This is a genomic window from Paraburkholderia sp. MM5482-R2 (assembly GCF_050436125.1).
Classification (GTDB): Bacteria; Pseudomonadota; Gammaproteobacteria; order Burkholderiales; family Burkholderiaceae; genus Paraburkholderia; species Paraburkholderia tuberum.
Genome location: NZ_JBNDLP010000003.1, coordinates 2,291,034 through 2,310,483 on the forward strand (window position 1 = coordinate 2,291,034; position 19,450 = coordinate 2,310,483).

General features: G+C 64.4%; 21 protein-coding genes and 3 pseudogenes. 20 read left to right on the top strand and 4 right to left on the bottom strand.

From position 1 onward, the window contains the following. Window positions 1–605: 605 nt before the first annotated feature. Complete coding sequence (locus OKW37_RS32510; RefSeq protein ID WP_018424976.1) at window positions 606–908, top strand: ArsR/SmtB family transcription factor; 303 nt, start codon at window positions 606–608, stop codon at window positions 906–908. 85 nt (window positions 909–993) lie between these two features. Further along, the gene (locus OKW37_RS32515) at window positions 994–2,052 is read left to right on the top strand and encodes an alkene reductase (protein ID WP_184065153.1); all 1,059 of its coding nucleotides are present in this window, start codon (window positions 994–996) and stop codon (window positions 2,050–2,052) included. Between the two features lie 91 nt (window positions 2,053–2,143). Here OKW37_RS32515 and OKW37_RS32520 read toward each other — a convergent pair whose 3' ends face one another. Then, entirely contained in the window at window positions 2,144–2,671 is a 528-nt protein-coding gene (locus tag OKW37_RS32520; RefSeq protein WP_429403377.1) for a GNAT family N-acetyltransferase, read from the bottom strand. 150 nt (window positions 2,672–2,821) lie between these two features. On the opposite strand from OKW37_RS32520, the gene OKW37_RS32525 reads away from it, so the two are divergent. The 4 genes from OKW37_RS32525 (at window position 2,822) to OKW37_RS32540 (ending at window position 6,067) form a co-directional block, all read left to right on the top strand. Further along, window positions 2,822–3,469, top strand: coding sequence for a VTT domain-containing protein (locus tag OKW37_RS32525; protein ID WP_187613097.1), 648 nt, complete (start codon window positions 2,822–2,824; stop codon window positions 3,467–3,469). A 120-nt stretch (window positions 3,470–3,589) separates the two neighbouring features. Next, window positions 3,590–4,042: a MarR family winged helix-turn-helix transcriptional regulator gene (locus OKW37_RS32530; protein WP_429403378.1), complete on the top strand. Its 453-nt coding sequence runs from the start codon at window positions 3,590–3,592 to the stop codon at window positions 4,040–4,042. Between the two features lie 45 nt (window positions 4,043–4,087). After that, window positions 4,088–4,666: an isochorismatase family protein gene (locus OKW37_RS32535; protein ID WP_429403379.1), complete on the top strand. Its 579-nt coding sequence runs from the start codon at window positions 4,088–4,090 to the stop codon at window positions 4,664–4,666. A gap of 51 nt (window positions 4,667–4,717) precedes the next feature. Then, window positions 4,718–6,067, top strand: coding sequence for an MFS transporter (locus tag OKW37_RS32540; protein WP_429403380.1), 1,350 nt, complete (start codon window positions 4,718–4,720; stop codon window positions 6,065–6,067). A gap of 40 nt (window positions 6,068–6,107) precedes the next feature. Here OKW37_RS32540 and OKW37_RS32545 read toward each other — a convergent pair. After that, window positions 6,108–6,372 (bottom strand): annotated as a pseudogene (locus tag OKW37_RS32545) (LysR family transcriptional regulator); the annotation flags it as partial. A 230-nt stretch (window positions 6,373–6,602) separates the two neighbouring features. Between OKW37_RS32545 and OKW37_RS32550 the strand changes: the two are divergent. The 3 genes and pseudogenes from OKW37_RS32550 to OKW37_RS32560 form a co-directional block, all read left to right on the top strand. After that, window positions 6,603–8,006: an MFS transporter gene (locus OKW37_RS32550; protein ID WP_429403381.1), complete on the top strand. Its 1,404-nt coding sequence runs from the start codon at window positions 6,603–6,605 to the stop codon at window positions 8,004–8,006. Window positions 8,007–8,057: 51 nt separating this feature from the next. Continuing rightward, window positions 8,058–8,213: pseudogene (locus OKW37_RS32555) on the top strand (Gfo/Idh/MocA family oxidoreductase); the annotation flags it as partial. Next, window positions 8,204–8,290: pseudogene (locus OKW37_RS32560) on the top strand (type II 3-dehydroquinate dehydratase); the annotation flags it as partial. The pseudogenes OKW37_RS32555 and OKW37_RS32560, both read left to right, overlap by 10 nt. A gap of 37 nt (window positions 8,291–8,327) precedes the next feature. Here OKW37_RS32560 and OKW37_RS32565 read toward each other — a convergent pair. Continuing rightward, the gene (locus tag OKW37_RS32565) at window positions 8,328–9,407 is read right to left on the bottom strand and encodes a hypothetical protein (protein ID WP_429403382.1); all 1,080 of its coding nucleotides are present in this window, start codon (window positions 9,405–9,407) and stop codon (window positions 8,328–8,330) included. A 120-nt stretch (window positions 9,408–9,527) separates the two neighbouring features. Between OKW37_RS32565 and OKW37_RS32570 the strand changes: the two genes are divergently transcribed. The 4 genes from OKW37_RS32570 (at window position 9,528) to OKW37_RS32585 (ending at window position 12,805) form a co-directional block, all read left to right on the top strand. Next, entirely contained in the window at window positions 9,528–10,433 is a 906-nt protein-coding gene (locus OKW37_RS32570; protein WP_184065174.1) for a LysR substrate-binding domain-containing protein, read from the top strand. Window positions 10,434–10,531: 98 nt separating this feature from the next. Then, the gene (locus OKW37_RS32575) at window positions 10,532–11,206 is read left to right on the top strand and encodes an HAD-IA family hydrolase (RefSeq protein WP_429403383.1); all 675 of its coding nucleotides are present in this window, start codon (window positions 10,532–10,534) and stop codon (window positions 11,204–11,206) included. A gap of 34 nt (window positions 11,207–11,240) precedes the next feature. Then, window positions 11,241–12,389, top strand: coding sequence for a DSD1 family PLP-dependent enzyme (locus OKW37_RS32580; protein WP_429403384.1), 1,149 nt, complete (start codon window positions 11,241–11,243; stop codon window positions 12,387–12,389). Further along, the gene (locus OKW37_RS32585; protein WP_429403385.1) at window positions 12,365–12,805 is read left to right on the top strand and encodes a contact-dependent growth inhibition system immunity protein; all 441 of its coding nucleotides are present in this window, start codon (window positions 12,365–12,367) and stop codon (window positions 12,803–12,805) included. The genes OKW37_RS32580 and OKW37_RS32585 overlap by 25 nt, the downstream gene beginning before the upstream one ends. A gap of 29 nt (window positions 12,806–12,834) precedes the next feature. On the opposite strand, the gene hpaR is transcribed toward OKW37_RS32585, so the two are convergent. Then, window positions 12,835–13,242 (bottom strand): homoprotocatechuate degradation operon regulator HpaR, encoded by a 408-nt coding sequence (hpaR, locus tag OKW37_RS32590; RefSeq protein ID WP_018424961.1) that lies wholly within the window; start codon window positions 13,240–13,242, stop codon window positions 12,835–12,837. A gap of 191 nt (window positions 13,243–13,433) precedes the next feature. Between hpaR and OKW37_RS32595 the strand changes: the two genes are divergently transcribed. From OKW37_RS32595 to hpaI, 7 genes are all read left to right on the top strand, one after another. Beyond that, complete coding sequence (locus tag OKW37_RS32595; protein WP_429403386.1) at window positions 13,434–14,207, top strand: fumarylacetoacetate hydrolase family protein; 774 nt, start codon at window positions 13,434–13,436, stop codon at window positions 14,205–14,207. Continuing rightward, on the top strand, window positions 14,204–14,962 hold the full coding sequence (locus tag OKW37_RS32600) for a fumarylacetoacetate hydrolase family protein (RefSeq protein ID WP_429403387.1): 759 nt from the start codon (window positions 14,204–14,206) through the stop codon (window positions 14,960–14,962). The genes OKW37_RS32595 and OKW37_RS32600 overlap by 4 nt, the downstream gene beginning before the upstream one ends. 40 nt (window positions 14,963–15,002) lie before the next feature. After that, window positions 15,003–16,460, top strand: coding sequence for a 5-carboxymethyl-2-hydroxymuconate semialdehyde dehydrogenase (gene hpaE, locus OKW37_RS32605; RefSeq protein WP_429403388.1), 1,458 nt, complete (start codon window positions 15,003–15,005; stop codon window positions 16,458–16,460). 82 nt (window positions 16,461–16,542) lie between these two features. Beyond that, window positions 16,543–17,406 (top strand): 3,4-dihydroxyphenylacetate 2,3-dioxygenase, encoded by an 864-nt coding sequence (gene hpaD, locus OKW37_RS32610; RefSeq protein WP_429403389.1) that lies wholly within the window; start codon window positions 16,543–16,545, stop codon window positions 17,404–17,406. Window positions 17,407–17,425: 19 nt separating this feature from the next. After that, the gene (locus OKW37_RS32615; RefSeq protein ID WP_429403390.1) at window positions 17,426–17,824 is read left to right on the top strand and encodes a 5-carboxymethyl-2-hydroxymuconate Delta-isomerase; all 399 of its coding nucleotides are present in this window, start codon (window positions 17,426–17,428) and stop codon (window positions 17,822–17,824) included. A 7-nt stretch (window positions 17,825–17,831) separates the two neighbouring features. Continuing rightward, window positions 17,832–18,635: a 2-oxo-hept-4-ene-1,7-dioate hydratase gene (gene hpaH / locus OKW37_RS32620; protein WP_429403391.1), complete on the top strand. Its 804-nt coding sequence runs from the start codon at window positions 17,832–17,834 to the stop codon at window positions 18,633–18,635. Between the two features lie 10 nt (window positions 18,636–18,645). After that, window positions 18,646–19,449, top strand: coding sequence for a 4-hydroxy-2-oxoheptanedioate aldolase (hpaI, locus tag OKW37_RS32625; RefSeq protein WP_429403392.1), 804 nt, complete (start codon window positions 18,646–18,648; stop codon window positions 19,447–19,449). Window position 19,450 lies beyond the last annotated feature (1 nt).

Consider the following 19,450-nt stretch of genomic DNA (forward strand, 5'->3'; position numbering starts at 1 on the left):
CTCGTTGTCCGAACCGAGACGCCTCGCTACCGAGCAGCCGACGATCAAATTGGCAACAGATCGTGTCGACCACACCGAAATAGTAAGGCCGAAGTAAGCAACTGCTGTCGTTCACTAATTCGCTCGCTCACTTGTGTTCCAGCCCGTCTTGCTCGCCGAAACCCAACAGTGAGGGTCGAAGCATCTCCCAGCAGTCGATTCTCCAGACAAATATGGAAGCAAATTGCAATAATCCTATGGCGGCTTACAGATACTGGCAAGTGCAATCTTATATTTCGGACTACTTATTTACACACGGAGCACCCGTCGCGCTTTCGACTTAGATGCAGTGTGCAAGACGCTCTATCTCCAATAATATTATTTCAACTAAAACATTGGCTTATACGCATTTTTCACGATACGACAGTATAAGTTCAGGCCTATTTGCACGAAATCCACAGTCCTGCAGAAGTGCAGGCTTTTTTGCACGCCGACACCTATCGCCCCATCCGCAGTAGTGTTTTCACCCATATCGTTAAGTTCCGATATATGATTCGTTCTGTAGCGATGCATGTCGCGCACGCCCTGCGGCGTGCCGGTTGCCGAATCACCTGAAAACCATCCACATGACGCCCGATTTCGACGCGATCCACAAAGCGCTGGCCAACCCGGTCCGCCGGGAGATTCTCGGCTGGCTGCGCGAGCCGCACGCGCATTTTGCCGATCAGGAGTTGCCGCTCGACCACGGCGTGTGCGCGGGCAAGATCGACTCGCGCTGTGGTCTGTCGCAGTCCACCGTGTCGGCGCACCTGGCCGCGTTGCAGCGCGCGGGGCTCGTCACGTCGAAACGGGTTGGTCAATGGGTGTTTTTCAAACGCAACGAGCCCGTCATTCAGGCGTTCCTCGAATACATGAACACGAAGCTCTGAGCGCCGCATTCGCATCGCCGCGCTTCCTTTTTCACGCAGTTTTTTTTGAGGCTCGGGCCTTGCCCGCCGCCAAAGGTGAACTCTTATGCCGACTCTTTTCGATCCGCTGCAAATTGGCGATATCACGCTGCCGAACCGCATCATCATGGCGCCGCTCACGCGTCAGCGCGCCGAGGAAATCCGCGTGCCGAACGCGTTGATGGCGCGCTACTACGCCGAGCGCGCGAGCGCCGGTCTGATCCTCAGCGAAGCGACGTCGGTCACGCCGCAAGGCGTCGGCTACGCCGAAACGCCGGGCATCTGGTCGCAGGAGCAGGTCGAAGGCTGGAAGCTCGTCACGCAGGCCGTGCACGAGGCGGGCGGCAAGATCTTCCTGCAGCTCTGGCACGTCGGCCGTATTTCGGATCCGCTGTTCCTGAACGGCGAGTTGCCGGTCGCGCCGAGCGCGATCGCGGCGGGTGGTCACGTGAGCCTCGTGCGTCCCGAGCGTCCGTTCGTGACGCCGCGCGCGCTCGAGCTCGATGAAATCGCCGGTGTCGTCGAAGCGTTCCGCGAGGGCGCGGAAAACGCCAAGGCCGCGGGCTTCGATGGCGTCGAAGTGCACGGCGCGAACGGCTATCTGCTCGACCAGTTCCTGCAGGACAGCACCAACAAGCGTACCGATGCCTACGGCGGCCCGATCGAAAACCGCGCGCGTCTGCTGCTCGAAGTCACCGACGCGTGCATCAGCGTGTGGGGCGCAAACCGCGTCGGCGTGCATCTCGCGCCGCGCCGCGACGCGCACACGATGGGCGATTCCGATCCGGCCGCAACGTTCGGCTATGTCGCGCGCGCACTCGGCAAGCGCAAGATCGCGTTTATCGCGGCACGTGAAGCGCTCGGCGACGACCGCCTCGGCCCGCAGTTGAAGGAAGCGTTCGGCGGCCCGTATATCGCGAACGAGAAGTTCACCAGGGAAAGCGCGCAGCAGGTGCTCGACTCCGGTGAAGCGGATGCGGTGGCCTGGGGTCAGTTGTACATCGCGAATCCGGATCTGGTGCGCCGCTTCGCTGAAGATGCGCCGCTGAACAAGCCGGTCCCGGCGACGTACTATGCGCGCGGCGAAGTCGGCTACACCGATTATCCGGCGCTCGAAACGGTGTAATCGGTAGCCACAGCGGGCTCATGTCCGCTGTATGAAATGACAAAGCGGCGGGCGTGACTGAATTCCAGTCACGCCCGCCGCTTTTGGTGCGCTAGACAAGCTCGCGCCGCATAAACACCCGTTTCGATTCATCGAGTCCGCGCGCGATATGCGCGTCGCGCCGCGCGAGCAACGCCGCGTCGAGCTCCGACGTGTCGAGATCGCGAAACCCGAGCCGTCGGTAATACGGCGCATTCCACGGCACGTCGCGATACGTCGACAGCACCAGCTGTGTCAATTGTCGCGCGCGCGCGATTCGCGCGACCTCTTCGATCAATGCCGCGCCGATGCGCCTGCCCGCGTGCGAGCTCAGCACATCGAGTTCCTGAACGTAGATGCGCGTCGGCTGCGGCTCGAACATCACGAAGCCCGCGCAGATCGTCTGCTGGTCGAGCGCGACGATGATCTCGCGCGCCTCGATCTTGCGCTCGACGACCTCGCGCGCCATAGGCGGCGCGTCGGCAATCCCGGTCATGCCGACGCTGACGAAACGCAGGCCCGCTTCGAATTCGATGGCACGAATCGTTTCGGCATCGTGCAAAGCGGCAAATCGGAAGGTGATGGCGGAATCGTGCGACATGGCGTTGCGTCCGATGAAGACCGCCCGAGTTTGACATCGGCACCGCTACATCGACAAGCGGCATATGGCATAAACTCGCGCAAGCGCCCTGCACGCACGCTCGCGGGACTACACTCATCACATCCGAACGCCACCCGAGGCCACGCCAAGATGAACCTGATGAATGTGCTGCAGATCGCGCTGCACCTCGACCAGCATCTGAGCGCGCTGATCGTGCAGTTCGGCACGGCAATCTACGCACTGCTGTTTGTCGTCGTGTTCGTCGAATACGGTTTTCTGCCGCTGTTCTTTCTGCCCGGCGATCCGCTGATCTTCATCTGCGGCGCGCTCGCGGCCACCGGCGCGTTGAACGTGTGGATCATCGCGCCCGTGCTGTTCGTCGCGACGGTGGCCGGCAGCAGCGTCGGGTACGCGATCGGCCATGCGGTCGGCGACAAGGTCTATATCCGCAACTACTACTGGCTCAATCGCGATGCGCTGCGCCGCGCCCACGTGTTCAGCGAGACGCGCGGCCGCCTGACCTTCCTGCTGTCGCCGTTCATCGCCGTGGTGCGCACGTTCGCGCCGTTCGCCGCGGGCGTGTCGCGCATGACGTTCTCACGCTTCGTCGCGTTCGTCACCGCCGGCGCGGCGCTGTGGGTGGTCTCGCTGATCGCGGGCGGCTATCTGTTCGGCAACGTGCCGGTGGTGCGCGAGCATCTGAGTTCGCTGGTGTTGCTGGGACTCGCGCTCGGCGGTGCGATGCTCGTCGGCGGAGCGGTATGGCGCTTTTTCAACCGGCGCATGCGGGCGCGCTGAGGCCATCGTGGCGACGTTTCGGCGTACGGCCTCCCGCCACCTCAAAACTTGACCCGGGCGAGATACGAAGGTAACCTTATCAGGAAACCTTCACATCATGTCATCGCACGAGTTCACCGCATGACCCAATCCCCTCCCGCAGTTACTCCGGAAGAACTTCATACGCTCGCCGAAGATCTGCGCGTGCTGGCGGGCAAGCTGCGCCGGCGTCTGCGCGAAGAGTCGCATGTCGGCGACTTCACGCCGTCGCAGGTGCAGGTGCTGAACTTGCTGGAACGCGAAGGCCCGGCCACCGTCACCTCGCTCGCGCGTGCGCACGGCATGCGGCCGCAGTCGATGGGAGAAACGCTCGCGGTACTGAAAGCCGCGGGGCTCGTCAGCGGCACGCCCGATCCTAACGATGGACGGCAGACGGTTCTGTCGCTGACACCCTCCTTTCGCAAGAAGGTCAAGGCAAGCCGCGCGGCACGCGAAGACTGGCTGTACCGCACGATTGAAACGCGTTTCACGGCAGCCGAACAGCAACAACTCGCGACGGGCGTCGATCTGCTGAAACGCCTCGTCGATTTGTAACTCGCGATTCGCGCACACGCGTCTCGCCACTCGCAGGAGCACTTCATGGCACTCACGACTCTCGACGCCAAAACCGCACTGGTCGTCGTCGACCTGCAGCGCGGCATCGTCGCGCTGCCCACCGCCCCCCATCCGGCCCGCGAAATCGTCGAACGCTCGGTTACGCTGCTCGATGCGTTCCGCCGCCACGGCCTGCCCGTCGTGCTCGTGAACGTCACCGCCGGCGCACCGGGCCGCACCGACCAGGGTCGCCACTCCGCCGACTTCCCGCCCGGCTTCGCCGACCTTCTGCCCGAACTGAAGCAGCAGCCGTCGGACCATCTGGTCACGAAGCGCACGTGGGGCGCCTTCACGAACACGGACCTGGCCGCGTATCTGCAACAGCAAGGCGTCACGCAAGTGGTGCTCGTCGGTATCGCGACCAGCATCGGCGTCGAATCGACCGCGCGCTTCGCGAGCGAGGCGGGCCTGAACGTCACGCTCGTCGTCGACGCGATGACCGATCTGAACGCCGACGCGCACGGCAACAGCATCACGCGCATCTTCCCGCGCCTCGGCGAAACCGGCACGACGCGGGAAGTGCTCGATCTGCTCGAACGTTCGCGCGCTGAAAGCCTGAATTGAAGCGGGCCGCTACCCGCATGCGCCCCACCCCGCGTTGAGGAAACCCCTGCCGTGAGCACCACGTTCCGTTCGCTGCGCATATTCAACTATCGTGTCTGGGCGAGCGGCGCGATCGTCTCGAACATCGGCACATGGATGCAGCGCACGGCGCAGGACTGGCTCGTGCTCACCGAGCTTACGCATCACAACGCGACGGCGGTGGGCATCGTGATGTCGCTGCAGTTCGGACCGCAGATGCTGTTGCTGCCGCTCACCGGCTACGCGGCCGATCACTTCGACCGCCGCAAGCTGCTGTTCGCGACCCAGGCGGCAATGGGTACGCTGGCGCTCGCGCTCGGTCTGCTCACGGTCACGGGGCTCGTGCAGCTATGGCAGGTCTACGTATTCGCGGGCCTGCTCGGCTGCGTGACCGCGTTCGATTCCCCCGCACGCCAAACCTTCGTATCCGACCTCGTCGGCGAACGCGATCTCGCGAATGCCGTCGCGCTGAACTCCACGTCGTTCAACGCCGCGCGCATGCTCGGGCCAGCGGTCGCGGGTCTGTTGATCGCGTCGGTGGGCAGTGGCTGGGTGTTTCTGATCAACGCGCTTTCGTTCGTCGCCGTGCTCGGTGCACTGCGCATGCTGCGGCTGGACCAGTTACATATCAAGTCGCGCAATGTGCGCTCGCGCGGCAGCTTCGTCGAAGGCTTCAAATATGTCTGGACACGCCCCGATCTGAAGGCGGCGCTCCTGATGCTGTTCCTGATCGGCACCTTCGGCCTGAACTTCCCGATCTTCATCTCGACGATGTCCGTCACCGCGTTCCGTGCGGGCGCGGGCGAGTACGGCGTGCTCAGCTCGACGATGGCGATTGGCTCGGTCACCGGCGCTCTGCTGGCCGCGCGCCGCGCGCGGCCCACCATGGGGCTGCTGCTCGGCGCCGGCGCGATGTTCGGCGTCGGCTGCACGGCGGCTGCGCTGATGCCGAACTACGTGCTGTTCGGCATCGTGCTGATCGCGATCGGCGTGTCGACGCAGACCTTCACCACCTCGACCAATAGCCTCGTGCAACTGACCACCGAACCGGCCATGCGCGGCCGCGTGATCGCGATCCTGCTCGCGATCGCGCTCGGCGGCACACCGCTCGGCGCGCCGGTGGTCGGCTGGGTCGCCGACCGTTTCGGGCCACGCTGGGCTCTCGGCGTCGGCGCTGCATCGGGCTTCGGCGCCGCGCTCGTCGGACTTGTCTATCTGATGCGATACCGGCAACTGCGTTTCTATCGCGAAGGCTGGCGCCTGCGTTACAGCATCGAAGATCCGCGGCCCGTCACGGCCACCACGGTCATTCCCGACTCCGTAACGACGGTTCAGCGTAGCGAGCTGGACGAGGCGGAAGAGGATACGGCTTCGAGCGTGTAAAAGCGCAAGCGTGTGAGCACCGGATCCTGGCAGGCGCAGCTCAGAGTCCGCCCACGCCGCGCGTCACCCGTGCACACGGTCCGTGCGTCAGCTGCTCCCTGAGAAACTCGATGCACACCTGAATCCGCGCCGACGACGACAAGCGCTCGGCCGTCACCGCCCACACTCCCGTATCCCTCCTTCGCCCACTGCACGACGATGTCGCTCAGATTCGACGCGACCGTGCCCGTCACCTTCACGCTCCTTTCGCCATGCGGCCCGCTCAGGCGCCAGACCCCGAAGCGGTCGTCGCGGCCGCGAAACAGTGCGGCAAGGGGCAGTCGCTTGAAGCCGGTTTGAATGCAATGCCCGGCGCACTCAGGCCGTGGTTAACCCGGAGTGCGCCGCGCCAGCTCGTGACACGCGTCGATCCATCCCGTTGTGCCGCACCGCGGCAACGAGACCAGGAAAATCCTGGCTTGCGCGGCGCCCGTTTAAAGGCGCCAATGATTCAGCCGTAGAAGCTGACAAAAACATTTCCCATTCAGGAGACGTCATGCAAACGAACGCATCGGCAAGCAGCGGGCATAGCTCGCAGGCGCGCAAGGCTACCGCCAGCGGCTGGATCGGCTCGGCACTCGAGTACTACGATTTCTTCATCTATGCGCAGGCCGCCGCCCTGATCTTTCCTCAGCTGTTCTTCCCTTCCGGTAATCCCAAGATCGCGATCGTCGCATCGCTCGCAACCTACGGCGTCGGCTACGTCGCGCGGCCGATCGGCGCGGTCGTGCTCGGGCACTGGGGCGATACACACGGGCGCAAGAATGTACTGCTCGTCTGCATGTTCCTGATGGGTCTGTCGACGATGGCGGTCGGTCTGCTGCCGACCTATCAGCACGTCGGCTTTCTCGCGCCGGTGCTGCTCGTCGTGCTGCGACTGATCCAGGGTTTCGCGGTCGCTGGTGAAATCTCGGGCGCCAGTTCGATGATCCTCGAACACGCGCCATTCGGGCGACGCGGCTTTTACGCGAGCTTCACGCTGCAAGGCGTGCAGGCCGGCCAGATTCTGGCCGCCGCGATCTTCCTGCCGCTCGCCTATTTCATGAACGACGCCTCGTTCAATGCGTGGGGCTGGCGCATTCCGTTCCTGCTCAGCGCGGTCGTGCTGATCGCCGGGTACATCATCCGCCGCGAAGTCGAGGAAACGCCCGCGTTCGAGAAGGAGGACGCGAGCGGCGGCGTGCCGCGCTCGCCGATCGTCGAAGCATTCAAGTACAACTGGGGCGACATGCTGCGCGTCGTGCTGTGCTCGCTGATGAACGTGATCCCGGTCGTCGCGACGATCTTCGGCGCGGCGTACGCGGTGCAGCCGTCGTACGGCATCGGCTTTTCGAAGAGCCTGTATCTGTGGATTCCGGTGATCGGCAACATCGTCGCGGTGCTGGTGATTCCGTACGTGGGCAATCTGTCCGACCGGATCGGGCGGCGTCTGCCGATCATCGTCGGCGCGCTCGGCGCAGGGCTGCTTTCTTTCGCGTATCTGTACGCGATCAGCATCCACAACGTGCCGCTTGCGATGGTGGTGTCGATCCTGATGTGGGGCGTCATCTATCAAGGCTACAACGCGATCTTCCCGAGCTTCTACCCGGAACTGTTCCCGACCCGTTCGCGCGTCTCCGCGATGGCGATCGGCCAGAACATCGGCACGACGATCACCGCGCTGCTGCCGGCGCTGTTCGCCTACGTCGCGCCGCCGGGATCGCACAACGTGCCGCTGACGATCGGCGCGATCACGTTCGCCATCACGATCGTCTGCGCGATCGCCGCATGGAGCGCGCGTGAGAACTTCCGTGTGCGGCTTGGCGACCTCGGCGAAAAGAACGTCGTGCCGCTCGACAAGCTCAGCTACGACGCAATGCGCGCGCAGAGCATGGCCGACACGAAAAAGGCCGCTGCTTGAGCCCGCTTGCCCTTTAACGCGTCTTGATCAGGACTTTCAGGGAACCCGCTCATGAACCGCACCCGGATCGCCGTCGCCGGCGCGGGGTACATCGGCCGCGCCCATCTGGCGGTCGCGCAGCAAAGCGACGCGTGCACGCTGTCGGCGATCGTCGACCCGTCGCCGGCGGCCGCCGCGCTCGCGGCCGAGGCGGGCGTGCCGCTCTGGTCAAAGGACAGATTTGCGGTTTCGGCGTGGACAGCTATCTGCTCGGGCTGCGCGCGGCGGAATCGGCGGCGGGCTAGCCACGGGAATGCGCCGCGCGGCGCTGGACTCGCGCGGCTAGCGCCATGTTTCGGTCAACTCGTTGGCCAGCACCATCTTCTGGCGCACCACCTCGACGAAGGCCGCGTCGATGCCCGCCTGCGCCTTCAGAAATTTAAGCGCGGCGGAATGCACGGCGCGCAACGCGCCGCCGTCGATGCCCGTCATACGCGCCGCGCCGCGGCGCGTTTCCTCGACCAGATCGCGCGCGCTCGCGAAGTCGGGCGACAAGCCGCATTGCGCGTCGAACGCGGCGCGCAGACCGGCCGCGTAGTCGCGCGACTCGCCGAGCCGCTCCATATCGATCAGCAAATCGACGCCCTCGCCCATGCGCAGTGCGCAGAGGATCCACAACGCAATGAACGCGCGATACGCGTTGTCGCTGTCCACCGTGCGCGCGAATTGCTCGCAGGCGACGGCATACGCGTCATCGGGCATCGACGGTAGCGGCGGCAGGCGTACGCCGCACACGCCGATCGCTTCGCGCACCAGCGGGTCCATCTGATTCAGACCGAGCACGCGAAACGGCGCGGCGACAAAGAATGCATTGCTCCACTGCTGCCGCAGCATCCAACCCGATGCGAACTGCGATGCGGGATTACGCAGCACGCCCACGTGCAGCGCCTCGGCAAACGCGCGCTTCAGCCACGGCAGACGACCGCCCGTGCGGCAAAACTTGAGGACGGGCACGCGGCCCTGCTCGATCGTGTGCTCGCTCAGCGCACGCAGATAGGCCTGCAGTGACGGGAATGTCGCATCGGGATCGCGCGTAAAGCGATCGATGCTGAAGCGCCGGTCGTAACCCGTCACGCCGCGCGCATCTTCGCGCAAAAACGGGCGGTATTCGTCGAAGTAGGGTGCGGCGAGCGGCGGGTGCCCCGAGGTCAAGGTCGGCCGCGAGGCGGGCACGTCGGCGGGTTTGAGATCGGCGAGCACATTGCTGAGCGGCTCGTAAAAACCGGCCGCGCGCTCGTGTTCGCGCAGCCGCGACCACACCCACGTGCCCGCGCTGCGCCAGCCCGTGTGCAGAAAAACCGCCTGTTTCAGCGGAGTATTGGGCGTGGCGTCGTACGCGGACGACTCATGAGGCAACGGCATGGGACTTCTCTTCCAATGATTGGATCAATAGACTGGAAGCGCCACTTTACCCTGTGATCGATCCGGGACGCATTATGCTGCGAGATTCCCCGCTCCCGCCATTGCACCCACCTCGCATCCATGAACGATTCGGCCGATATCCGCTTCCTGCTCACGCTGCGCGCGAGCGGCAGCCTGATCGCCGCCGCGCGCCGACTCGCGCTGTCGCCGTCGGCGGTCACGCAGCGCCTGCAGCAACTCGAAAAGAAGCTCGGCATGCAGCTCGTGAACCGCAGCGCGCGCCGCCTGCAATTCACCGACGAAGGCCTGCTGCTGTGCGAGCGCGGCGCCGAACTGATCGAGCAGTTCGACGCGCTGTTCGACGATCTGCAAACGCGCCGCGGCGGCCTCGTCGGCACGCTGAAGATCAACGCGCCGCTCGGTTTCGGACGACGCCATCTGGCGCCGCTGATCGGCGAGTTCCAGCAGCAGAACCCCGACATCGACGTCGCGCTGACGCTGTCCGACCGGCCGTTGACCGAAACGCTCGATCGCTTCGATATCGTCGTGCATATCGGCGAGCTGCCGCCGTCGAACCTGGTCGGCTATACGATCGCGCCGAACGCGCGCTTCGTCTGCGCGGCGCCCGCGCTCGTCAGGCGAATCGGCCAGCCCGAATCGCCGGATGCGTTGAGCCGGCTGCCGTGCATCGTGCTGCGCGAAAACAATGAGGACGTGTCACTGTGGCCATTCAGCAAGGGCCGCACGCGCCGCAGCGTGCGCGTGTCCGCGCATCTGAGTTGCAACGACGGTGACGTGATCCGCCAATGGGCCTGCGAGGGACGCGGCGTGATTCTGCGCTCCGAATGGGACGTCGCCGAGGATCTTGCGAAGGGCAAACTCGTGCGTCTGCTGCCGGGCTGGAAAGCGCCGGACGCGAACGTGATCGCGCTCACGCATCAGCGGGCGGGACTGCCCGCGCGCACGCGCCATTTCATGCAGTATCTGCAAGGCCGCTTCAGGCCGTTGCCACCGTGGCGGCGGTGATTCAGTCCATCTGAATCTAACAGTCAACCTGTCTGAACGCTGAAGTACTATCGAAAACCTATAATTGACTCATCCTCAACAGCCGGCCCCATGCAATCATGACTGCCGCCGCCCATTCCACCGCCCCCCCCGCCTACCCCGACGCGGTCCTGTTCGACCTGCTAACCGCCCTGCTCGACTCGTGGACCTCATGGAACCGTGCGGCAGGCTCCGACGAAGCGGGCCGCGCATGGCGTGCCGCCTATCTGCGTCTGACATACGGCTGCGGACGCTACGTTCCCTACGAACAACTGGTGCGCGAAGCCGCCACGCAAGTCGGTTTGTCCGAATCGGCCGCGAACGCGCTCGAGGCGAACTGGCTGAACCTGACGCCGTGGCCCGGCGCGCTCGGTGCGTTGCGCGCGCTCGCGCCGCACTGCAAGCTCGCGGTCGTCACCAATTGCTCGACGCGGCTCGGCTCGCAGGCGGCCGCGCTCTTGCCCGTGCGCTGGGACGCGATCGTGACCGCCGAGGAAGCCGGCGTCTACAAGCCGGACCCGCAACCGTACCGCCTCGCGCTCGACAAGCTCGGCGTCGAGCCGCGCCGCGCCGCGTTCGTCGCCGGCTCGAGCTACGACATGTTCGGCACCGCGGCCGTCGGTTTGCGGACCTACTGGCACAACCACGTCGGCCTGCCGCTCGTCACGGGAGCGCAGGCGCCCGAGGTCGAAGCGGCATCGCTCGATGGGCTGGTGCCGTGGCTCGCAGGCTTTGGCCGCGATCGTCGTCACTGAATCTCCGACCTCACCTCGCTCCTCAGGTGCAAACATGAAACTCGAACAGATCGAAACCCCGGCCGCGCTGATCGACGTCGCGCGGATGCAGAAGAACATCGCGCGGATGCAGGGGCGGATGAATGCGCTCGGCGTCGCGTTCCGGCCACACGTGAAGACCACCAAGTGCATCGACGTCGTGCGCGCGCAGATCGCCGCCGGCGCGCGCGGCATTACGGTGTCGACGCTGAAGGAAGCGGAAGCGTTCTTCGCGGCCGGCGTCGACGACATCCTGTACGCCGTCAGCATGGTTCCGTCGAAGCTGCCGCGCGCGCTCGCGCTGCGCCGCCAGGGCTGCGAACTGAAGCTCGTGGTCGACAATCCGACCGCCGCCACGGCGATCGCCGCGTTCGGCGACCAGCACGGCGAAACGTTCGAGGTCTGGATCGAGGTCGATACGGACGGACATCGCTCGGGCATCCAGCCCGAACAGCAGACGCTGCTCGACGTCGGGCGGATTCTGCACGAGAACGGCGTGAAGGTCGGCGGCGTGATGACCCATGCGGGTTCGAGCTACGAGTTGAATACGCCTGAGGCGCTCGCCGCGCTCGCGGAGCAGGAGCGCGCGGGCTGCGTGCGCGCCGCCGAACGGTTGCGCGAGGCGGGCATCGCGTGTCCGGCCGTCAGCGTCGGTTCGACGCCGACCGCACTCGCCGCGCGGCATCTCGAAGGCGTCACCGAGGTGCGGGCCGGCGTCTACGTGCTGTTCGATCTGGTCATGCACAACGTGGGCGTTTGCACGCTCGACGACATCGCGCTTAGCGTACTCACGACCGTGATCGGTCATCAGGAAGACAAAGGCTGGGCGATTCTCGACGCGGGCTGGATGGCGTTAAGCCGTGATCGCGGTACGTCGCGGCAGTCGCACGATTTCGGCTATGGGCAGCCGTGTTTGCTCAATGGCACGTTGCTGCCGGACTATGTCGTGAGCGGCGCCAATCAGGAGCATGGGATTCTTGCGGCGGTTCCGGCCGATGCGCGAGCCGATGCACGGACCGACGACATCGCGCAGCGCTTTCCGATCGGTATGAAACTGCGCATCCTGCCGAACCACGCTTGTGCGACCGGCGCGCAGTTCCCCGAGTATCACGCGGTTGCGCCGGACGGCAGCAGCGTCGAATGGCAGCGATTTTACGGCTGGTAGGTCGGCGGCTTCAAACATGCACGGCAATGCCGGCGTCCAAGTTCGCGATGGGCCGGTTCAGGCCGATGCAACATGAAGCAAAACCAGGCAGCCGCTTTGGCGAACATATAGTCGAGAAGCATGTGAAAGACGAATCACCTTACCCGAATCTGGATTTTCTGATTCATGGCTATTTCAATGAAGATTTCGATTTATGGGGCAACGACGTACAGGAAATTGTCACGTGCTTCAAAAAAGAGAGCGACAAGACCCTTCATAAGTTAGTCGTGGATGAAATCGATCGTTTTGAAAGCGACCATTCCGCCAACCTGGACGGATATTTTGAGGAAATCTATGGCCTCTACGTTGATCCCGAACCGTGGGGTCACACGACCGCCTCATTTCTCGATGAAGTGAAGCGTCTCCTGAGAGAGTAGATAGCCCCAAACCTGCCGCGAAACGTCGGTCACTCATCCTCTTCCGACAACCCCGCCAACAGATCGTCGACCGCGCGATACACGCGCTCGACGATCTCCGGTCCCACCTTGCGCTCGAGCTCGCGATAGTGCGCCTCGAGATCCTTCGAAATCACGCGCACCAGTTCGACGCTCGTATCGGTCAGCGACACGAGCACGCGCCGCTGATCCTCCGCGAAACGTTCTTTCGTCACGAGTTCCATGCTCTCCATGCGCGCGAGCACGCCGGCCATGCTCGGGCTCGAAATCGTGCAGATGTCGGAGATGTGGCGCGGCTCCATCGGGCCGTGCTCGTTGAGCGCGCGAATCACGCGCCATTGCTGCTCGGTGAGTCCATGCGCGGTGATCAACGGACGAAAACGCTCCATCATTTTTTCGCGGGCGCGTAACAACAGCATTGGCAAATTGCGGTGCAAAACTCGGGTGGACGCAGCGGACATGGCGGCAAGGAATCAGAAAAAAACAGCTGTCGAAGCTTACGGGAAAACCCGCGATCAACCGGCAGCCTATTGACCGTCGATGATATCAAGCGGGATACTACTAACATCTTAGTGTTTTCGCAAAACTTTCGCCACGAGGCTGCGCATTTATGTTTGCCCTTGCCGATCATCTGCTGCATCCCGAAGGCGACGCGCTGCCTCGCGACGTGGACGCGCACACCGCGGCCGCGTTGCTGGCACGCGGCGTTGTGTGTCGCGCGCCGGTCAGCGGCGCCGTGTACGGCGCCCTGCTGAACGATCGCGCCGCCTTGAACGCGCTGGGCGACGCAGTGCATGCGGCACCGTACAAGGCACCGCCGAAAGCGCCGATTCTGTATCTAAAGCCGCGCAACACGCTGGCCGGGCATCGGGCGCGCGTGGTCGTGCCGGATAACACGCTCGGCGTCGAGGTCGGCGCGTCACTCGGCATCGTGATCGGCCGTACCGCGACGCGCGTCGGCGTCGAGCGCGCGGCGGACTACATCGCCGGCTATACGCTGGTCGGCGATCTGAGCGTGCCGCATAACAACGTGTATCGCCCGAACGTGCGACTGCGCGCATGCGACGGCTTCTGCGTGATCGGACCGGCGCTCGTCGCCGCGCGCCACGTCGCGGCACCGGATCGGCTCGACATCGCCGTCTCGCTGAACCGCGCCGAACCGTTCACGGCAAGCACCGCAACCTCGGTGCGCAACGTCGCGCAATTGCTCGCCGACGTCACCGATTTCATGACGCTGAACGCGGGCGACGTGCTCACGCTCGGCGTCCGGCACGGCTCGCCGGTCGCACATGTCGGCGATACGGCCACGCTGTCGATCGGCACGCTGCCGCCCTTGACCATATCGTTCATCGGCATGGATCAACACAACGGAGAACCGTCATGATGCGCGGCCGCGTCGCCTATGCGGGAGCGATTCACGAAGCGTATCCGCACGAGCAGGGTGTCCGCCTCGCCGACGGCCGCGTGCGTCGCGAGGACGAAGTGGTCTGGCTTGCGCCGATCGAAGTCGGCACGATCTTCGCGCTCGGCCTGAACTACGCCGAGCACGCGAAGGAATTGCAGTTCAGCAAACAGGAAGAAGCGCTGGTGTTTCTGAAGGGGCCCGGCACGGTGCTCGGCCATCGCGGTGTCACGCGTCGCCCCGCCGATGTCACGTTCATGCACTACGAGTGCGAGCTCGCGGTCGTGATCGGGCGAACCGCACAAAACGTCGCGCGTGAAGACGCCATGCAGCACGTGGCGGGCTACATGATCGCGAACGACTACGCGATTCGCGACTACCTCGAAAACTACTATCGCCCGAATCTGCGCGTGAAGAATCGCGACGGCGGCACGGTGCTCGGCCCCTGGTTCGTCGACGCCGCGGACATCACCGACGTCACGCAGCTCGAGCTGCGCACGTTCGTCAACGGCACGCGTCAGCAATGCGGCAATACGCGCGATCTCGTCACGGGCATCCGCGCACTGATCGAATACCTGAGCGGCTTCATGACGCTCGCGCCCGGCGACGTGATCCTGACCGGCACGCCCGAAGGCATCGTCAACGTCAACACGGGCGACGAAGTCGTCTGCGAAATCGACGGCCTCGGCCGTCTCGTCAACACGATCGCCTCGGACGCGGACTTCGGCCGCGCCTGACGGATAGCAAAAACCCACCGAACAGCGAAAGGACAAGGCGATGCCGATCGACCATCTGATCAACGGCGAGGCGTGCACCTCGAGCGACTATTTCGAAACCGTCAATCCGGCCACCCAGGAAGTGCTCGCCGAGGTCGCACGCGGCGGCGCGAAGGAGATCGATGCGGCCGTGCAAGCGGCCAAAGGCGCCTTCCCCGCCTGGGCCGCGAAACCCGCCGCGGAACGCGCGAAGCTGATTCGCAAACTCGGCGAGCTGATCACGAAGCACGTGCCGGAAATCTCGGAGACCGAAACGAAGGACACCGGCCAGACGATCTCGCAGACGCGCAAGCAACTGGTGCCGCGCGCGGCCGACAACTTCAGCTATTTCGCCGAGATGTGCACGCGCGTCGACGGCCACACGTACCCGACCGACTCGCATCTGAACTACACGCTGTTTCATCCGGTCGGCGTGTGCGCGCTAATCTCGCCGTGGAACGTGCCGTTCATGACGGCCACCTGGAAGGTGGCGCCCTGCCTCGCGTTCGGCAACACCGCTGTGCTGAAGATGAGCGAGCTGTCGCCGCTGACCGCTTCGATGCTCGGCAAGCTCGCGCTCGAAGCGGGCGTCCCGGCGGGCGTGCTGAACGTCGTGCACGGCTATGGCAAGGAAGCGGGCGAGCCACTCGTTGCGCATCGCGACGTGCGCGCGGTGTCGTTCACCGGGTCGACCGCGACCGGCAATCGCATCGTGCAAACCGCAGGCCTGAAGAAGTTCTCGATGGAGCTTGGCGGCAAGTCGCCGTTCGTGATCTTCGACGACGCCGACTTCGAACGCGCGCTCGACGCCGCGGTGTTCATGATCTTCTCGAACAATGGCGAGCGCTGCACCGCGGGCTCGCGCATTCTCGTGCAGCGCTCCATTTACGCGCGGTTTGCCGAGCGCTTCGTCGAGCGCGCGAAGCGTCTGACGGTTGGCGATCCGCTCGCGGACAGTACGATCGTCGGCCCGATGATCAGCCAGGGGCATCTCGCCAAAGTGCGCAGCTATATCGAGCTCGGCCCGAAGGAAGGTGCCACGCTTGCGTGCGGCGGGCTCGATACGCCCGAGTTGCCCGACGCCTTGCGTCACGGCAATTTTGTCGCGCCGACCGTGTTCGTCGACGTCGACAACCGTATGCGCATCGCGCAGGAAGAGATCTTCGGACCGGTCGCGTGCCTGATTCCGTTCGACGATGAAGCCGAGGCGATCCGTCTCGCCAACGACATTTCGTATGGTCTGTCGAGCTATATCTGGACCGAGAACACGGGCCGCGCGTTGCGCGTGGCGGCCGCCGTCGAAGCCGGCATGTGCTTCGTGAACAGCCAGAACGTGCGCGATCTGCGCCAGCCGTTCGGCGGCACGAAGGCGTCGGGTGTCGGCCGTGAAGGCGGGACGTGGAGTTATGAAGTGTTCCTCGAACCGAAGAACGTCTGCGTGTCGCTCGGCTCGCATCATATTCCGCGCTGGGGCATTTGATCGCGACGTCCAACGAAATTGCTAAAGCATGGGACCGGAGTAAGAGCTGACGCTCTAACTCCGCTCGACACTGGAGACCGCGATGGGCAAACTCGCGTTGGCAGCAAAAGTTACACATGTGCCGTCGTTGTATTTATCCGAGCTCGACGGTCCGCACAAGGGTTGCCGTCAGGCCGCGATCGACGGACACCATGAAATCGGCCGACGCTGCCGCGAACTTGGCGTCGATACGATCGTCGTGTTCGACGTGCACTGGCTAGTGAATAGCGAATACCACATCAATTGCGCGCCGAAGTTCGAAGGCGTGTACACGAGCAACGAGCTGCCGCATTTCATCAGGAACATGCCGTACGCGTATCCGGGCAATGTCGGGCTTGGTCAGCTGATCGCGGACGTCGCCAACGAGATGGGCGTGAAAAGCCGCGCGCACAGCGAGACCACGCTCGAGCTCGAATACGGCACGCTGGTGCCGATGCGCTATATGAACGGCGATCAGCACTTCAAGGCGGTGTCGGTGGCGGGCTGGTGCATGTGGCACGACCTCGTGACCAGCGCGCGTTTCGGCCTCGCGGTACGCAAGGCCATCGAAGAACGCTACGACGGTACCGTGGCCATTCTCGCGAGCGGCTCGCTGTCGCATCACTTCGCGAACAACGGCACCGCCGAGCAGTTCATGCACAAAGTCTGGAGCCCGTTCCTCGAACAGATGGATCGCAGCGTGGTGCGCATGTGGGAAGCCGGCGACTGGAAGACCTTCTGCGACATGCTGCCGCTCTACAACGAGAAATGTTGGGGCGAAGGCGGCATGCACGATACCGCGATGCTGCTCGGTGCGCTCGGCTGGGATCGTTACGACGGCAAGGTCGAAGTCGTCACGCCTTATTTCGGCAGTTCGGGCACCGGCCAGATCAACGCGATCTTCCCGGTCACGCCGCTACCCGTCTGACACTCGCGAAGGAATCGCCATGCCTCACTTGACACTCGAATACAGCGCCAACCTCGCGGACGCGCAACGCCTCGGCGAACTATGCAAAGACCTCGCGCAGTGCCTCGACGCGCAGCGCGATAACGGCGAGCGCGTCTATCCGCTCGGCGGCATCCGCGTGCGCGCGCTGCGCTGCGACCAGTACTGCATCGCCGATGGGCGGCCCGGCGACGCGTTCCTGCACGCGAATCTGAAGATCGGCGCGGGCCGCCCGGAGGCCGTCAAGAAGGCGACCGGCGACGCGCTGTTCGCGCTGATCAAGCAGCGCTTCGCCACTGAGTTCGAACGGCAGGGGCTCGCGTTGTCGCTCGAAATCAACGAGTTCAGCGAAGCGGGCACCTGGAAGCACAACAATCTGCACGCGCGGTTCAAGGGCTGACATCAGCATGCTAGACGAACAAACCATTCGCGACCTCGCCGCGCAACTCGATCACGCGGAAAAGACCCGCACGCAGCTGCGCCATTTTTCCGCGCAGTATCCAGAGATGACCGTACAGGACGGCTACGCGATACAACGCGAGTGGGTCAAGCTGAAACTCGCCGAAGGCCACGTAATCAAGGGCAGGAAGATCGGCCTGACGTCGCGCGCGATGCAGCGCTCGTCGCAGATCGACGAACCGGACTATGCGCCCCTGCTCGACAGCATGTTCATCGAAAGTGGCCAGGACATTCGCGTGGATCGCTTCATCGCGCCGCGCGTCGAAGTGGAACTCGCGTTCGTGCTGAACAAACCGCTGAAGGGCCCCGGCGTCACACTGTTCACTGTGCTCGACGCGACCGCGTACGTGAGCCCGGCCGTCGAAATCATCGACGCGCGCATCGAGCAGTTCGATCGCGAAACACGCGCGCCGCGCAAGGTGCATGACACGATCTCCGACTTCGCCGCGAACGCGGGCGTCGTGCTCGGCGGCCGGCCGGTGCGTCCGCTCGACGTCGACCTGCGCTGGGTCGGCGCGCTGCTGTACAGGAACGGCGCGGTCGAGGAAAGCGGGCTCGCGGCGGCGGTGCTCAACCATCCGGCCACCGGCGTCGCGTGGCTCGCCAACAAAATTGCTCCGCATGACGAATCGTTGAATGCGGGCGACGTGATCCTGAGCGGCTCGTTCACGAGCCCGGTTCCCGCCCGCGCGGGCGACACGTTCCACATCGACTATGGCCCGCTCGGCGGCATCGGTTTGAATTTCATCTGAACGCATCAATATGTCCTTGCCGAACAACCCCTTCAAGCGCGCGCTCGCCGAAGGCAGACCGCAGTTCGGCCTGTGGGCCGCGCTCGCCGACGCCTACGTGACCGAGCTGCTCGCCACCGCCGGCTTCGACTGGCTACTGATCGACAACGAGCACGCACCGAACGACGTACGCAGCACGCTGTCGCAATTGCAGGCGGTCGCCGCGTATCCGTCGCATCCGGTCGTGCGGCCGGTACGCAGCGACGCCGCGCTGATCAAGCAGTTGCTCGACATCGGCGCGCAAACGCTGCTGCTGCCAATGATCGACACGGCCGCGCAAGCGCTCGATGCGGTCGGGGCCACGCGTTATCCGCCACAAGGCATTCGCGGCGTCGGCAGCGCGCTCGCGCGTGCGTCGCGCTGGAATCGCGTGTCCGACTATCTGGACACCGCCGCCGACGAACTGTGCGTGATCGTGCAGGCGGAGACCGTGCAGAGCCTCGACAATCTCGTGGAGATCGCGCATGTGGATGGCGTCGATGGCGTGTTTTTCGGGCCGTCGGATCTGAGCGCGTCGATGGGATTGCTCGGCAAGCCGGGCGACGCGCGCGTGCGCGACGCGATTCGCCACGGCATCGACACCGTGCGCACCGCTGGCAAGGCTGCGGGCGTGCTCGCCCCTGATCCCGCGCTGGCGGCCGGATATCTGGCGGCGGGCGCGACCTTCGTCGCGGTCGGCACGGACACCGGCTTGCTGAGCCGCGCGGCCGCGGACCTCGCCGCGTCGTACAAGAACCTGGCGGCGAGCGCGCCGCAGGTCAAAGTCGGGTATTGAA